This is a genomic window from Nitrospirae bacterium YQR-1, assembly GCA_039908095.1.
In the GTDB taxonomy this organism is placed as follows: Bacteria; Nitrospirota; Thermodesulfovibrionia; order Thermodesulfovibrionales; family Magnetobacteriaceae; genus Magnetomonas.
The window spans coordinates 18,149-34,684 of sequence record JAMOBJ010000009.1; the positions used below are offsets into that span (position 1 = coordinate 18,149).

General features: G+C 43.3%; 15 protein-coding genes. 4 read left to right on the forward strand and 11 right to left on the reverse strand.

Features of this window, described 5'->3' with window-relative positions:
- The first annotated feature begins 4 nt into the window (after positions 1-4).
- The 4 genes from H7844_06360 to H7844_06375 all read left to right on the forward strand — a co-directional run bounded on the left by H7844_06360 (position 5) and on the right by H7844_06375 (position 5,136).
- On the forward strand, positions 5-757 hold the full coding sequence (locus H7844_06360; GenBank protein ID MEO5356904.1) for an FtsQ-type POTRA domain-containing protein: 753 nt from the start codon (positions 5-7) through the stop codon (positions 755-757).
- Positions 757-1,983: a cell division protein FtsA gene (gene ftsA, locus H7844_06365; protein MEO5356905.1), complete on the forward strand. Its 1,227-nt coding sequence runs from the start codon at positions 757-759 to the stop codon at positions 1,981-1,983. The genes H7844_06360 and ftsA overlap by 1 nt, the downstream gene beginning before the upstream one ends.
- Positions 1,984-2,009: 26 nt before the next feature.
- Positions 2,010-3,182: a cell division protein FtsZ gene (gene ftsZ, locus H7844_06370; GenBank protein ID MEO5356906.1), complete on the forward strand. Its 1,173-nt coding sequence runs from the start codon at positions 2,010-2,012 to the stop codon at positions 3,180-3,182.
- Between the two features lie 280 nt (positions 3,183-3,462).
- On the forward strand, positions 3,463-5,136 hold the full coding sequence (locus H7844_06375) for a response regulator (GenBank protein MEO5356907.1): 1,674 nt from the start codon (positions 3,463-3,465) through the stop codon (positions 5,134-5,136).
- Between the two features lie 14 nt (positions 5,137-5,150).
- Here H7844_06375 and H7844_06380 read toward each other — a convergent pair whose 3' ends face one another.
- The 11 genes from H7844_06380 to H7844_06430 all read right to left on the reverse strand — a co-directional run bounded on the left by H7844_06380 (position 5,151) and on the right by H7844_06430 (position 16,446).
- Positions 5,151-6,233, reverse strand: coding sequence for a chemotaxis response regulator protein-glutamate methylesterase (locus H7844_06380; GenBank protein ID MEO5356908.1), 1,083 nt, complete (start codon positions 6,231-6,233; stop codon positions 5,151-5,153).
- Positions 6,234-6,259: 26 nt separating this feature from the next.
- Positions 6,260-6,808: a chemotaxis protein CheD gene (locus H7844_06385; GenBank protein MEO5356909.1), complete on the reverse strand. Its 549-nt coding sequence runs from the start codon at positions 6,806-6,808 to the stop codon at positions 6,260-6,262.
- On the reverse strand, positions 6,805-7,695 hold the full coding sequence (locus tag H7844_06390; protein MEO5356910.1) for a protein-glutamate O-methyltransferase: 891 nt from the start codon (positions 7,693-7,695) through the stop codon (positions 6,805-6,807). The genes H7844_06385 and H7844_06390 overlap by 4 nt, the downstream gene beginning before the upstream one ends.
- Positions 7,696-7,756: 61 nt before the next feature.
- Positions 7,757-8,482: a hypothetical protein gene (locus H7844_06395; protein MEO5356911.1), complete on the reverse strand. Its 726-nt coding sequence runs from the start codon at positions 8,480-8,482 to the stop codon at positions 7,757-7,759.
- Between the two features lie 227 nt (positions 8,483-8,709).
- Positions 8,710-10,881 carry a chemotaxis protein CheA gene (locus tag H7844_06400; protein ID MEO5356912.1) on the reverse strand — a complete coding sequence of 724 codons (2,172 nt, stop codon included), beginning with the start codon at positions 10,879-10,881 and terminating at the stop codon, positions 8,710-8,712.
- The gene (locus H7844_06405) at positions 10,878-11,243 is read right to left on the reverse strand and encodes a response regulator (GenBank protein MEO5356913.1); all 366 of its coding nucleotides are present in this window, start codon (positions 11,241-11,243) and stop codon (positions 10,878-10,880) included. The genes H7844_06400 and H7844_06405 overlap by 4 nt, the downstream gene beginning before the upstream one ends.
- A 15-nt stretch (positions 11,244-11,258) precedes the next feature.
- Positions 11,259-11,564 carry an STAS domain-containing protein gene (locus tag H7844_06410; GenBank protein ID MEO5356914.1) on the reverse strand — a complete coding sequence of 102 codons (306 nt, stop codon included), beginning with the start codon at positions 11,562-11,564 and terminating at the stop codon, positions 11,259-11,261.
- 197 nt (positions 11,565-11,761) lie between these two features.
- Positions 11,762-13,567: a methyl-accepting chemotaxis protein gene (locus tag H7844_06415; protein ID MEO5356915.1), complete on the reverse strand. Its 1,806-nt coding sequence runs from the start codon at positions 13,565-13,567 to the stop codon at positions 11,762-11,764.
- A 102-nt stretch (positions 13,568-13,669) separates the two neighbouring features.
- On the reverse strand, positions 13,670-13,960 hold the full coding sequence (locus tag H7844_06420; protein MEO5356916.1) for a hypothetical protein: 291 nt from the start codon (positions 13,958-13,960) through the stop codon (positions 13,670-13,672).
- 304 nt (positions 13,961-14,264) lie between these two features.
- Positions 14,265-14,783 carry a chemotaxis protein CheW gene (locus H7844_06425; protein MEO5356917.1) on the reverse strand — a complete coding sequence of 173 codons (519 nt, stop codon included), beginning with the start codon at positions 14,781-14,783 and terminating at the stop codon, positions 14,265-14,267.
- 13 nt (positions 14,784-14,796) lie between these two features.
- A complete protein-coding gene (locus H7844_06430; GenBank protein ID MEO5356918.1) occupies positions 14,797-16,446 on the reverse strand; it encodes an MCP four helix bundle domain-containing protein in 1,650 nt (549 codons plus the stop codon).
- Between the last annotated feature and the right edge of the window lie 90 nt (positions 16,447-16,536).

Here is a 16,536-nt window from a genome sequence, read left to right on the forward strand (position 1 = left end):
AATCATGCAGGGAAAACTGAAATTAAGAAAACAGACTGTGAAGCAGGAAAGGAAAAGGATACCCTTAAAACTTATACTCTTGCTGCTTTTTGTTTGTACAGCCTCAGTTTTTTCCGGTATAGGGCTTTTCAGATTGATAAGGGCTGATTTCCTGAAGATTAAAAACATTTATATAGATGGAAATGAGCATGTGGAGGAGACAGAGATAAACAGGCTTTTAAATGTAAGCGGACAGAGCATAGTGAGCGCTGATATGGATATTTTATCAAAGCGCCTGTCAGGCTCTCCGTGGGTAAAAAAGGTTTACATGAGAAAGGAGCTTCCAAATTCACTCTCAATAAGGGTTGTGGAGAAGGAGCCTGTGGCGGCAGCGTTGGAGAGTGAGAGCATTTACCTTGTAGATGAAAACGGTATAAAGCTCCAGAGGCTTGGTAAAAAGCCAAATGCGCTTCCTGTAATAAACATAGCCGGTTCAAATAAAAAGGCATATCTTGAGGCCATAAAATTATCGACAGCCATAAGTAGAAATCCTAAGGTCAGAGGTATGGTGGATGAGATAAACGGAACTAAACCTGAGGACATATCAATCCTAATTAACGGGATTTTAGTATATATGGGATTTGGTGAGTTTGACAGAAAATTAAATAGTTACTTATCACTTAAAGATGAAATAATCAAAAGAAACATTCCTGTGGATTACATAGATTTAAGGTTTTCCCATAGATTAATAGTGAAACCGTTAAAGGGAGAGATGTAATGGGGGGGACACTCTTTTTAGCGTGTTTAGATGTAGGAACATCAAAGGTCAGCACAACGGTAGCCGAGGTAAGGCAGGATTCCCTGGAAATAATAGCTGTCAGTACAGTTCCCTCACAGGGCGTAAGAAAAGGTGTGGTGGTGGATATAGAGAGTACACTGGGCGCAATTAAGACTTCCGTGGGGCGAGCCTGTGAGATATCAGGTGTGGAGGTAAAAGAGGTGTATGTCGGTATATCAGACAGCCACGTCAGGACAATAAAGAGCACAGGTGCTGCAATTGTAGCAAATGGGATGGTAAATCAACACGATGTAAATGATTGTCTGGAAAATGCACAGACGATTTACCTGCCTCTTGATAAGGAGGTCCTGCATGTGATTCCTTTGGATTACAATGTAGATGGTGAGACGGAAATAAATAATCCACTGGGGATGAAAGGAACACGTCTTGAGGCAAACGTACAAATAGTAACAGTGGCCACAAACTCTGTGCATAATCTTTTAAAGTGTTGCGAGATGGCAGGGTTGTCAGTGGCTGAGCTGGTGTACACACCATTGGTGTCATCCATGGCGGTGCTAAGAGATAATGAAAAGAACCTGGGGGTCTTTCTGGTTGACATAGGGGGCGGTACTACTGATGTGGCATTCTTTAAAGATAACCGTTTTGCAGGTGCGGCAGTGTTGGAGGTAGCCGGAAATCAGTTTACAAATGATTTAGCCGTAGGGCTTGGCGTGTCTCTTTTAGAAGCGGAAAAAATTAAAAAAGCATATGGTATGCCTGGGTTTCCGGATGATTATGAAGATGAGGCTATACTTATCGGGGTTTCCGGCAAGGGAGAGCAAAAAGTGCAGAAGTCTTTCATAAGCAGCATAATAATGGACAGGAGCGAGGAGTTAATCGGCATGATTTCAGAGGAGATGAGAAGGCTTGCCGGAGGTGAGACAGGGCATTTCAGGGTGGTTTTAACCGGAGGCGTTTCCCAAATGAAGGGCTTTGAATCTCATGTTCAGGCGCTTCTGAACATGCCGGTGAGAATAGGAGTTCCAGAGGGTAAAGATGTGATAGAGAAGGTGCAAAATCCTGTCTTTTCAACTTTGTTGGGGCTTTTGTACTATGGCCATAAGAGCATGTATGAGCTATCTCCGGTTGAGAGACTAGTGGGGGATTTAGGAAGCATGAAACAGTGGTTAAAGGGATTAGTGGGTAAGTTTTTCAGACTAAATTAAGAATAAATGAACAGGAGGGAGTTAGTATGTTTGAATTGGTGGAAAGCAGTGATGGTAAAGCCAATATCAAAGTAGTTGGCGTAGGTGGAGCCGGTGGCAATGCCATCAATAACATGATAGCCTCGTCTTTGCGCAATGTAGAGTTTATAGCTATTAATACGGATGCACAGGTGCTTAACTCATCTATAGCGGAGAATAAGCTCCAGGTGGGTACTAAGATAACACGAGGTCTTGGTGCGGGGTCAAATCCTCAGGTGGGCAGAGAGGCGGCCCTTGAGGACAACGACAGGATACGGGAAATTCTTGAGGGAGCTGACATGGTCTTTATTACAGCCGGTATGGGAGGCGGTACAGGTACTGGGGCTGCCCCTGTAATTGCCGAGATAGCCAGAGGGCTGGGAGCACTGACTGTGGCCGTTGTGACAAAGCCGTTTTTCTATGAGGGACGTAAACGTTTAAGCAACGCCGCCATGGGCATAAAAGAGCTAAATCAATTTGTGGATACAACAATAGTGATACCAAACGATAAGATTCAGCTTGTTGTAGAGAAGGGAACCTCACTGATTAAATCATTTGAAATAGCCAATGATGTTTTAAGGGATGCAGTTCAGGGAATAACAGATTTAATTCTGGTGCCGGGGCTTATTAACTTAGACTTTGCTGATGTTAAAACTATAATGCAGTACTCTGGAAAGGCGGTAATGGGAATAGGGAAGGGTAAGGGAGAGCAGGGGCATATAGAGGCGGCCAAGAAGGCGATATCAAATCCGCTTTTGGAGGAAACCTCAATAGACGGAGCGAGGGGAATACTAATCAATATAACCGGGGGCAATGATCTGTCACTGGATGCCGTACAGGGAGCCTCCGAGCTGGTGTTTGATTCGGCACATGATGAGGCGGACATTATATTTGGAGCCGTCATAGACCCCAACCTCAACGGTGAGGTAAAAGTCACTGTTATTGCAACAGGCTTTGAGGAAAAGAAGGAAAACAAGATTGCATCTATGCCTGAGATGCATAGGTGGAAAACTCCTGTGGAGAAAGAAAGGGTTTATACTAGAAGTGCTGACAGGATACTGTCGAAGTCTTTGTTTGATTTTTCCAAGGAAGATAAAATACCGACAACCGACTTAATGAATTATGACGATGATATGGATATTCCTACATTTATAAGAAAACAAAAAGAAGAGAAATTATAGAATTCAGGTCTTTCCAAAGGGCAGGGGACAACCCCCATGACGTCCCCTGCCCCCCTCCTATAAAAAATGTTGCTATGTTACCACATTTTTCGGTTTTTTATGTCATTTTACAGATAATTTATTGGTATTGCCATTGCAAAAATTTTTCTTTTTAATGTATAATACCGTTACATGTTAAGGGGGATTCTTTGTGCTGGTGTTGAATGTTGTATTGCAATGAAACTGATGCTAATTTTGAATAATAAGCAGAAGTTTAGTGACAACTGAAAAAAGTTAATTAATGGCAAGAACAATATATAGCAGGGAGCAGGCCACAGAGGTAGTCCTGAAAGAAAAGAAAGTTCTCGTGATAGAGGATTTTAAGGAATTTAGGGATTATCTGAGGAGGAGCCTTTTAGGGCTTGGCGCAAAACTTGTTGACACTACACACGACGGAGTAGAAGCCATTGCTAAAGTTTCCCACAAGCATTATGACATAATACTTTGTGACTATAACCTGGGTGACGGTAAGAAAGACGGTCAACAGGTGTTTGAGGAGCTAAAATACAACAACAAGATTGGTTTTTCTACAATATACATAATGATAACGGCGGAAAACACGATAAATATGGTTATGAGTATGATGGATTTTCATCCGGATGGTTATTTAATAAAACCCTTTACCAGTGCATCACTTGTTCAGCGGATAAAAGCAGTGGATGAAAAGAAGAAGATGTTTGCCGAGATAGATGAGGCGATATCCCGCAGGGATTATTCCAGGGCAATAGTTTTATGTGACAGGTTGATAGAGAGATATCCCAAAAATCTGCTGGATTTTTTAAAGGTCAAAGGTGAAATGTATATGTTGAAAAGTAATTATACAGATGCCGAGAAGGTTTACTTGCAGGTGTTGAACATGTACAGGGTGTTGTGGGCGGTGTATAATATTGGAAAGGTTTATTACTTTACGGATAGATTTATAGAGGCCCGTGATACGTTTAAGGGGCTTATTGTAGAAAATGATTTATTCATACCGGCATACGATTGGCTTGCCAAGACTCTGGAGCGCCTGGGTGACACACGTGGAGCACAGGGGACTTTAGAAGAGGCGATAAATCAATCTCCAAAGGCGATACTGAGGCAAAGGGCACTTGGCAGAATTGCTTTCAAAAATAAAGACGTAGATAAGGCAGAGACTTCTTTAAGAACTGCTGTAAAGCTTGGCAAAACATCTCTCTTTAAGGATGCCTCCGACTATACCCAGCTAGCTAAGGTGTTAGTTATGAAAAACAATACAGGTAAGGCTCTGGATATAGTGAGTGAGGTAAGAGCGGACTTTCCCGGCAATGATGAGGTATTACTTCAGGCGGTACTTATTGAAGGGCACATATACGCTGAAGCCGACCAAAAAGATAAGGCTATGGAGTCATTAAAATCTGCTGAAGAAATTTACAATAAACTTGAGGGCAAAGTTTCCCCTGAAGTAGCCATAGAGATAGCTCAGACATTAATTAATGCAGGTGACAAAGCCAAGGGTATGGCATTAATGAAGAATGTTGTAAGGAATAACCACTCCGACGAAGGTGTATTGGCTCAGGTGCAGGAGACATTTAAGGATATGGGCATGGGTGAGGAGGGGCTTGCTTTTGTAGCTGACACTAAGGCTGAGATTATCGGAATCAATAACAAGGGCGTTGATTTAATTAATAAGGGTATGTTTATTGAGGCAATAGAATTATTTGAAAAGGCCGCCGATGGTATGACCTCAAATTTTGTCATAAATTTAAATGCCTTGAGGGCTACAGTTAGTTACATGCAGAAAAAGGGCAGAGACGACCGCTTTTTATTTAAATGTGAAAAGTTTATTAAGCGGCTGGATGAGATAGACTCGGAAAACCCCAAATATCAACAGCTTCTTGATATTTATAACACTCTGTTGCATAAAAAGCAAGAGTCGGAGCCTGTATCGGAGTAACCATAAACTGTGTATTATCCGCAGATTCTCATTACTTCTTTAGAGATTTTATCGAGAGAGAGAATCTTATCAACGCCGCCTCGTTTAATTGCCTCGTTTGGCATTCCAAAAACAATACAGGAGACCTCATCCTGAGCGATATTTATTGCTCCCGCCTCTTTCATCTCCAACATACCGCGTGCCCCGTCATCCCCCATACCGGTCATTATAACCCCCACAGCATTTTTCCCTGCGTATCGTGAAGCCGACCTGAAGAGCACATCCACAGAGGGCCTGTGCCTGCTGACAAGAGGGCCGTCTTTTACCTCAACAAAGTACCTCGCACCGCTCCTTTTTATAAGCGTGTGTTTGTTGCCTGGAGCAATCAACGCCCTGCCCCTTATTACAGAATCGTTATCCGCCGCCTCTTTAACATTTATCCGGCATATGCTGTCCAACCGCTTTGCAAAGGCTGCCGTAAAGTGCTCCGGCATGTGCTGCACTATAACAATACCCGGGCAGTCCATTGGAAAGTCCTCTAAAAACACCTTCAATGCCTCCGTTCCACCTGTTGATGCCCCCACTATCACCACCTTCTCTGTGGTTTGTATCATTGCCTGCGAGGGTGCTTTAGATATTACTGCATCTGCCGTCAATTTAGGCGTTATCTTGTGCTCTGTATGCGATATTTTTCTTAACCTGGATATCGCAGCAGCCTTTACCGTATCACAGATAAGCATACGGGATTCTTCTAAAAACTGTTTGGTTCCTACTTTTGGTTTACTTATTATATCTACAGCACCATACTCAAGCGCTTTAAGGGCAGTCTCCGACCCCCTGTCTGTCAGTGTTGAACACATCACTACCGGTATCGGATGCTGGGACATTATTTTTTTAAGAAAAGTTATCCCATCCATACGCGGCATTTCAACGTCAAGAGTGATTACATCGGGTGGGTCACTTTGTATCCTTGTCACCGCTACATATGGGTCGGAGGCCGTTCCTACTACTTCTATCATAGGGTCTGAGGACAGTATAGCCGAGAGTGTCTGTCTCACTATAGCGGAGTCATCTACTATCAGAACTTTTATTTTCTTTGATAAACCGTTTATACCCATATACTTCCCATTACATGTTATTTAATTTAATATGCCATCTGCGGCTTGTTTGAGGTGCAGGTTTTCCTGATTTTCTTTAGCAGTACCTCTCCTGTATCTGTAAAGAAAAACATCTTTCTGCCGGAATTTCCCCCTACATCTTTAGCACTTATTGTAAAGCCTGCCTCATCAAGTGCCTTTAACGCTGCACTGATATTCTGGCAGCCGACACTCTGACGCCGCCTTACCAAAGGGGTACTACTAACACAACGGTGTCTTGAATAATCAATTACATCCCCGCCGCCAAATAACTTTGTTTCTATCTCAGACTTATCCACTCCGGCTTTATAAAACCAATTTATCATGTGCACTATGGAACATTCCACATATTGTAGTTTTTCCGGGCAACTTCCACAGTCAGAATTGCAGTTTGGCAACAAACCGTGGCACATTGCCGAGAGCCCCCTTTGCCGGTTATACATTGTTACTGAAACACACGACCCCAGCACTGTATGCACAGCCACATGGTCTGCCCCTATGTGGAGCTCTCCTGGTTTTAAAAAAACTATCGGCAGCCTTATTTCAGATATCTTCAACGAGACACCCTGTAAACCGTCGGTGCCACCTGAACGAAGGGTACATTTAATCCGCCGATAGTTTCTGAGTGCCCCATAAAGAGATACCCCCCGGGAGCCAGATACCGGCTGAACTTGTTTAAAAGTTTCTCCTGTGTAGGTTTGTCAAAATATATAACCACATTTCTGCAAAATATTATATCCATTTCCTCTCTAAATCCAAAATCACCTTCCATGAAATTCAAACGGCGAAACCTTATCGCAGCCCTCAATTCCGGCACTATTTTTACAATTTTTTTTGATCTGTCTTTGCTTCTTAACAAGTATTTTTTCTTCATCTCCATCGGTACCGGTATCACCTTTTCCTCTTCATACACACCGCTTTGTGCTTTTTCAAGCACTCTGCTGGAGATGTCTGTTGCTATTATTATATAACTGAAAGCTCCATTGTAGTGTTTCTGTCCAAAGTTGTCCAACACCATAGTCAGAGTGTAGGGTTCCTCCCCTGTTGAGCATCCGGCACTCCAGAGCATGAGTTTTCTCCTTGTGCCAGCCCCTGTGGTTCTTATAAGGTTTGGTAATGCATTAGCAGTCAGGTACTCAAAGTGGTTAGGTTCTCTGAAAAAATCGGTCTTATTCGTTGTAACAACGTCTATAAAATTTATAATTTCCTCATCACGTCCCTTAGGGCTAAACACATATTCTATGTACTCTTTAAAGCTGCTTAACCCCAGTGCTTTCAGTCTTTTTTGAAGACGAGCCTCCAGCATGGTTTTTTTGACATCAGGCATCTTGATTCCAACCTCTGAATGAACAAAATCACCGAGCCGCCGGAAATCCTTATCTGAAAGTACCGCCCTGTTATACTGTTGAAGTTGAACATCCTCTGTTGCAGCCGCCCTCGGCATTCCTTACCCCCCCATCACTTAAACATCATATTGCTGTATAAAATATTTCTGCTTAAACAATCTATTGTTTGGTAAGCATATCCCTTACACTATTTCCTATCATAATTACAGCATCTTTTAAGGCATTTTTTAGGTCATCTTTGGTTGCCACTGCCTTTAAGTCATCTTTCGTGGCCATTTTAGCGATAGCTTCTTTCAAGTCATCTTTAGTAGCCATTTTAGCGATAGCTTCTTTCAAGTCATCTTTAGTAGCCATTGCCTTTAAGTCATTTTTAGTGGCCATTTTAGCGATAGCCTCTTTTAAGTCATCTTTAGTAGCCATTGCCTTTAAGTCATCTTTAGTGGCCATTTTAGCGATAGCCTCTTTTAAGTCATCTTTAGCAGCCATTGCTTTTAAGTCGTCTTTAGTAGCCATTGCCTTTAAGTCATCTTTAGTAGCCATTGCCTTTAGGTCTTCTTTAGTAGCCATTGCCTTTAGGTCTTCTTTAGTAGCCATTGCCTTTAGGTCTTCTTTAGTAGCCATTGCCTTTAAGTCATCTTTAGCAGCCATTATCTTTAGGTCTTCTTTGGTTGCCATTGTTGTTTCGATACTGCCAAGTCTTTGCTTTATAGCCGACAATTCGTCTTCAATGCGAATTTTAAAAGCTTCCATATCTCTTACATGCAATAGTAACAGCGTTGCCGACTCACTCTGTGGAGAGGCATTAACCTCTTCCTTTAACACCTCATATACTACCTTTTTGATATACATTTTAAGTTCCGGGTTTTCTAACTCAACTACAGTCATTATACTACCACCTCCTTCACGATTCCGGCCTGATACTAGGCTGCATTCATTCGATCAACTTTGTCGGCATAGTTGAAAGCTCCTTGATGTCTCCCCTAAAGGAGAGGTGCCGCTTTCTCCTAGCCGCCTCGTTACTCTTTTGACTGCAACCATGTATGAGTTATATTACTATAATAAAATATATTCCTGATTTTTGTAAAATCATCCTCCGACGTCTGTATCATGAGTTAAACAGCCAACGCTTTTTCGTAAGAATTAGACTCTATTTTTTCCACCACAGTAATAAGCTTAGGGATATCCAGTATCAATGCCACAGTGCCGTCTCCTAAAATGGTCGCACCTGAAATTCCCTCTACATCTTTATACACGCGGCCAAGGGTTTTTATAACAGTTTGGTGCTCTCCTATAACATAGTCAACAACAAAACCCACTCTGCGGTCATCTACCTCGGTTACCACTATTTGCTCTACCAGAGGCCGCTGAGTATTAATAAGAAAATGCTCTCTTACAACAATATAGGGCACAATGGCACCCCTTACATTAGATATATGCCTGCCGTGCATCTTTGCAATGTCCCCTTTTGTCAGCTCCACACACTCATGCACTAAGGACAGAGGTATAACGAAAAAGTCATCAGCTACTTTTACTAAAAGCCCGTCTATTATGGCAAGCGTAAGGGGCAGTTTTAAAGTTATAGTTGTACCAACCCCGAGTTTACTCTTTATATCAACAGTGCCTCTCAGTGCCTCAATGTTTCGCTTAACCACATCCATACCCACGCCACGGCCTGATACGCTTGTCAGCTTCTGGGCGGTTGAAAAGCCGGGAGCAAAAATCAACGAAAAAATCTCCTTTTCGGATAGCTCCGCATCGGGCGCTATAATTCCCTTTTCCACCGCCTTGGCATACAACACATTCTTATCCAGCCCCTTACCGTCGTCTTGTATCTGAATTAAAACATTGGCCCCGGAGTGCCCCGCAGTTAGGTGCACCGTGCCATAGCGGCTCTTTCCGGCGGCAACACGCACATCCGGCTGCTCTATCCCGTGGTCCACACTGTTTCTTATAATATGCACCAACGGGTCATTAAGTTTCTCTATAACAGTCTTATCCAGCTCAGTCTCAGCGCCGTCTGTGGTCAGATTGACCTCTTTACCCAGGTCTGCCGAGAGGTCTCTGAGCAGTCTCTTAAACTTACTAAACGTAGAGCCTATCGGCAGCATTCTAATACTCATAGTGCTGTCCCTTAGTTCCCACGTCAGACGCTCAACCTCTTCTGAAATGGCAAGAAGCACTCCGTCACTGAAATCAGTTACCGTCTGGCTTAACCGGGCCTGTACAGTAACAAGCTCTCCCACCAAATCCACAAGTTTATCAAGTTTGTCGGAGGGAACCCTTATTGAGGCGGTATCGGTCTTCTGCCGCTGTTCTTTTACGTCCTTTAAATGCTTTTGTTCGGCAAGCGCTGAGGCTATGTGTGCCTCATCGGTTATACCGGCCTCTACTAAAATCTCACCGACTTTCTTTTGCTTACCTAAAATACCCTTAAGATCATCCAGAGAGACGTCACCACGTGACAGCAGTATCTCACCAAGCTTAAGGTGCCGCTGCTCCTCGTCAAATATACCGCCCTCATCTATAACCTCTATTTTAACCTCACACAAATCCTCTACAAAAATGAAAACATCTTTTATTGCATTTACACCCTGCTCTGTTGTAATTACTATGTCCCAGTAGGTCAGACACGTCTCAGGGTCAAAGTCCTCAAGGGCTGGTATGGAGCCGGTTTGTGCTACTATGGTGGCTTTACCTATCTGGCGGATCTCATTAAGCAGCAGGATGGGATTAGTGCCTGTGGTAAACAGTTCGGGGGCCGGGCGAAATCTTACCCTGTATGTGACAATGCTTGCCGGCCCGCTTATTATCTCTGCCTGGGGCGTTGTGTGGCTCTCAGTAGTTATCTCACTCTTTGTCACACTCTCATCAGTATGCCCTTTTTCAGCCCCAACTCCTGCCATTATGAGCTTAAATCCGTTTATTATTTCCGTTGATCGCTCCTCATCAACCTGAGGGCCTCCGCGGAAAGCCTCCATCATCGCCCTAATTTGATCCCTTGCCATAAGAGTGAGATTAATAAGGTTCGTAGTTACCGCTAATTCACCGTTTCTTACCATATCAAAAGCAGTCTCAACCTCATGGGTAAAGGTTGATATGTCATCAAAACCAAACATCGCACCGGAGCCTTTTATTGTATGCATAGCCCTGAATACACGCCCAACCAGTTCTGTATCGGCGGGATTTTCCTCAAGTTCCAGCAAAGAGGTCTCAAGCTCAGCTAACAGCTCCTGAGCCTCCTCTATAAATATCTCCCGTCCCTTCTCTAACCCGTCATCACTCATCCAAGCACCTTCTTAACAACGCCCAGCAGTTGGTCCGGTTTAAACGGTTTTACTATCCAACCGGTAGCCCCTGCCGCTTTGCCCTCCTGTTTTCTTGAATCCTGAGATTCCGTGGTCAGCATTATAATTGGAATAAATTTAAAGTCAGGAAGCGCTCTTATCCCTTTTATTAAACCAATGCCGTCAAGGTTTGGCATATTAAGGTCGGTAATTACCATATTTACCGGCGTAACAGCCAACTTTGCCAGAGCATCCTTACCATCTACCGCCTCCACAACCGTATAACCTGCTCCCTTTAAGGTGAAACTGACCATCTGCCTGACGCTTGCAGAGTCATCTACTGTCATTATGGTTTTACTCATCTGAAGCCTCCACACCTATCTTTCCGACAAATCTGTGCCATAGCTTTCCGCAAAACCGGACTCTTCCGCCTTTTCATGAAACAGCCCTGGCACGTTTTGAAGTGTCAATGGTTTTTTCCTGATTTCACATGACTTTTGGGCTGAACGCAACAACTGTAAAAAAGCTACATCCACGTCTGTCACACCCTCAAGATTCAAATTCACAGCGCTTGCATTATTAATTGCCTTAAGCAGCGCATCCTTCACCGCCGTTATGTTTTGTATAGTTAGCTCACCTATCAACGACAGCTCCCCTGCTTTATTCATTTTATGTGAAAACATAAGCTGCACCCCTCCTATGAAACTTCCTCCAAGTGTTTGTTTCTAAATGCTTCTTATCTGTCATTGCCGCCTCCGAGCGGGACTCCCCCTGTTTTAAATATTTCTGGATTCCCGTTTTTACGGGAATGACACCCCACAGATGGGATTCCCCTATGAATCCATCGGAAAATCATTATACCAAATTTATTTATTTTAAATCAAAAAAGTTCAATATTGTCATCAAAGCCGTCCTTGTTCTGAGAAGCAGAGCCGGCTGTGCTTTCCCCGTCCCACATAAGAGCCTCTGCCCCATCAGTGCTGTGCCCTAGCGAGTCTTTATGAATTAACCGCTCCGAGTCCATGGTGTAGCGCTTTAGCATGTCATCCAAATCAGGACTGTAATCCACATGGTCATAAATATGGTCAGGGATTTTATCTCTCACCTCTGATAGTACTGCCTCTATTTCATCGGCAACCTCAGTTAGTTTATTTTTTATTATTTTGTCGAAGGAGATATTGGAGATCACGTGCCCTATCTCAACCTCCAGATTCTTTGCGCTATGAGAAATTCCATTCATTGCCGACATGAGTTCTTTATCACCTTCCATCAACTTATCCAGCGCTTCTTTGGTCTGTTGAGTTATTGTTTCAGATGAGCCGACTTGCTCCCTGAGCCTTAAGTTAAGAGACTCTGTGAAATCTGCAGATAATACCAGCACCTCGTTTATTACTTTTGCACCGCCGTTTATTTTTTCCTGAGCAGCTTTTGACTGCTTACTAATTTCCTCAGCCAAAACCCCAAGGCCGTGTCCTGCCGCCCCTGTACGGGCAACCTTTATTATGGCATTGAGGGCTAACAGGTTCATACTATCGCTGATTGTTCTTATATTGGTAACCTGGGTGGACATACCGCCAAGTTTTGAAGCTGCACCACTTATGTTGCTTATCATCTCGGTGGTCGTGTAATTTACAGTTGTAAGTACAAATAACAGCGCTTCCAGAATATTGCTCATCATTGCTATTCTGTCCTTACCTGACTGCTCCTCGGAAAGTATAGTATTGGCATCCTCGGCCTGTGCTTCCTGAAGTTCTGATACTGTGAAAAGAGAGACTGAAATTTTATTTGCAGCCTTTTCAGTTTCCGACAGGACAAACTGTAACTGTGAAATCTGAATTTTCAGAGCATCGTGCATCCATCGAAGCAGAGTGTATTTGCCTTTTTCATCATTACTGTCAAAGCCGGTCATTTTTTCGTTTATTTCATGCAACACTTCCGCCACGTGTTCCATCTGCTGCCGTGTTATATCGTGAAACTGAATTGCAGTAACCACCTCACCCAACTCCGGTGAAATCTTATAAGCGCGATGGCTAATCCTTTCACACAGCCACCTGGCCTGGTCAGCCATGTCGCCAAGTTTTTCCAGTATGCGCTTAACCTGGCTTTTGGTGCTGGCAAGCTCGTGTTCATACAGATTGACAAAGGGTTCCCTGAGATTGTTTATAGCATCTATAGTGGTATCTGCCTCTTTGATACTCATAACCAGCTCTGAAGTACCTTTTAATATTTGTCGTGCAAGGCTGTCCACTACATCGGTTGTTACGTTAAAGTCGGCGTTACCTACACGGGCTGCCTCTATGCGTATCAACGTGCCTATTATTGATATAGTACGTGCCAGTTTTTTTAAAAACAACTCCAGATCCATGATTTGATTAAGATTGCTTATTATATCGGTTATACCCTGGGAGCCGTTGACCACGATTTCCGCTGTTTTTTCTATTTCTTTGTAAACCTTTTCAAACAACTCTGCTATCATTGTAACATTGAAGCCCTCTCCGCTTTCCAGAGTCTGAACAAAAGTGGCGGCATGGGAGGCATTTTCGATGCATGTAAAAGAAAAATTTTGTAAATTGGACCCTAGATCAAGAAATTCATTTTCAGTCTCTTTTGATACATCAAATAAAACTGAAGCAGCGGAGTTTAACCGAAATTCCCATAATTCATTCAGAACTAACTTGTCTTCCACGCCTGTACCGTTTGTTGTTGTATTGTATTAACTTGAAACCGGCTAAATTGCAGTGATTATAAGATGGCACTTCGTGAAATATCATGAATTTCACGTGAATGGTTATATCTCGCCTTTTTTTATTTTCTGGTAGAAAGTGCACTCCTTACAACTTTTTAGCTCTCTAGCCCGCTCACATTCCGGCTCAGAGCCGCTAAGCGTACCTACTACCAGCCAGCACCTTCTACCGGCTGATTTCGTAAAAGCGGAGCACGTCCCACTCTTGTCCATTCCGCAATTATAGAACTCCCAGCACTTTTTTCTTTCCGCCCTCACCTCATCAAACTCCTCAAGCGCTTTAGAGAAGGCCTCAAACGCCGCCGCTGCCGATATTGGTATCTTCTTCTCTGCCATCTGTTACCTCAAACACTCATTCTGTACAATATACAAACCGCTGCCACAACATCACATCCACGACCAAAAGACAGCTTACACTTACACATTTAAGCTGCCGATTACGCCTTATAGCATCATGTTTTTCATACGTACTTTTAACCTATCAATATTAAAGTTATTTTGTCAAGTTGTTTTCACAGTAAAGCCAACCATCCCTCATACTAACACTCTCCCTCAAGGGGAGGGGTTGGGGGAGGGTATCTATAAGAAAAATCACCTTTACCCAAGGCTGCAGCATCCGCCAATAATTCTGCTGCCAATCTCACACCTCCACATGTTCAAGCTCAGTCTCTGCAGGCATATGCCCTCTCGCATCTGTTACCATAGTTAACTCATCTGAGGAAAACACCCTATCTATATCTAAAATTATAATGAATTGTTCATCCTGTTTACCCATACCCTCGATAAACTCGTTACTTAGCTGTGTGCCTATCTTTGGCGGCGGCTCTATTGCACCTTTTTCAAGCTCCATGACTTCATTAACGCTGTCAACCATGGTCCCCAGGATAACCCTATCCCCTTCCATATCAACCTCTGTAATTATTATACAGGTATCAACCTTTTTCTCAGTATAGGACATTCCAAATTTCTGTTTTAAATCTATGACGGGCACAACGCTGCCGCGTAAATTAATAACTCCGCGCATAAACTCCGGCGTCCTTGGCATCTTAGTAACGGTTGTAAATTCCAAAACCTCCCGTATTTTCTCAATATGAAGGGCAAAAACCTCATCATCAAGTCTAAATGTAAGAAATTGCATCATTTCATTGTCATCTGCCATTTAACACCTCCTCTTAATATGACTCAAATTCGCTGTCGTCTTTGTGCTCTGCAGCTAAATCAACCTTTTTGGGTTTTGTGGCAGCCCTTGCCGTTTCATGCGTTAAATGCGCTATTTTAGGCAGCTGTTTTTTTACAGCAGTTGTTACTCTGCGTTGCTCTCCTATTTTGAAGAATGATATTGCAGACTGCAATTGCTCCGCCTGCGATGAAAGCTCCTCGCTTGTTGAGGCCATCTCTTCTGATGCTGAGGCGTTTTGCTGAATCACCTGATCAAGTTGTGTTATTGCCTTGTTTATCTGCTCGGCACCTGCATTTTGCTCATTACTTGCCGCACTTATTTCCTGAACCAGCTCCGCAGTTCTTTGAATATCCGGCACCAACTGTCTAAGCATAACACCGGCTTTCTCCGATACAGTTACCGTTGTAGATGATAAAGTGCTGATTTCACCTGCCGCCTTTTGGCTGCGCTCGGCAAGTTTTCTCACCTCAGAGGCGACAACTGCAAACCCCTTACCGTGCTCACCGGCACGGGCTGCCTCTATTGCCGCATTAAGCGCTAAAAGGTTCGTCTGTCTTGCGATTTCCTCTATTATGGATATCTTGCCGGCGATTTCCTTCATAGCGTGGACTGCTTCATCTACTGCCTTTCCGCTTTCCAGTGCGTCTTGTGAAGCCTTAGCCGCCATCCGCTCCGTCTGCTGGGAATTGTCGGCATTTTGTTTAATATTTGAGGCCATCTCCTCCATTGAGGAAGATACTTCCTCAACCGCCGCCGCCTGCTCAGTCGCTCCCTGTGAAATCACTTGAGCCGTACCGCTTAATTCTGCACTGCCTGAGGTTACGTTATCTGCCGATACATTGACCTCTCCTATAACGCTTTTTAGCTTCTCCACCATATCGTTTAGTGCATTGGCAAGCTGCCCTACCTCGTCTTTCCTCTCCATGTGTATCTGTTGGCTTAAGTCGCCACCTGCAATACCCTCGGCAAACACCACTCCCTGCTTAAGTGGTTTACTTATTGAATTTGATATTATAAGCCCTAAAAAAAAGGATAACAGTGCACCTATCGTGGTAATGATAATTATAAAAGTAGTTGTCTTGTCAGTAAGCGCTGTGTTTGCATCGGAGGTCTCTTTGGCTAATTTTACTTTTGCTTCCTGTAAGGCGTCAATTGCCGCCTGCTCTTCACCCGCCGCTTTTAACCCATCACCCTTGAGAAGTGCAACCGCCTCCTCGTGCTTACCGGCCTGCGCTAAATCCACGACTTTGTCTATTATTACACCGTAGGCTTTTCTTGTGGCAAGGAATTGGTTGTAACCCTCACGTCCCTTTTCTGTAACTATTGTTTTTTCATAGTCTGTTGAAAGTTTCTCTATGTCCGCCCTCAACTTTTTAACCGTCTCAAGAGGTTTTTGTATTTCATCTTTTGAGGTGGCTTCAGCTATTTCTCTTGTGTTTATCCTTACCCTTTGAAATGCTACCCCGATGTCACCCAGAAGACCTAAAGGTACTGTCATCTTTTCATACAAAAAAGTATCGGCATCGTCTATTTTATGTAAGTTGATTATCCCAAAAAATCCTATAAACGCCGCTATTGCCGCCACCAGTAAAAAACTCCCGATTAGCTTTGTACCGATTTTCATGTTATCCAGAAATTTCATCTTTCCCTCCCTGTTTTTTTAGTGTAATTATATTTAACGGTACAAAATACCGTAATTTTGTATAAACAAAAACATGTGAATTTTTCACAG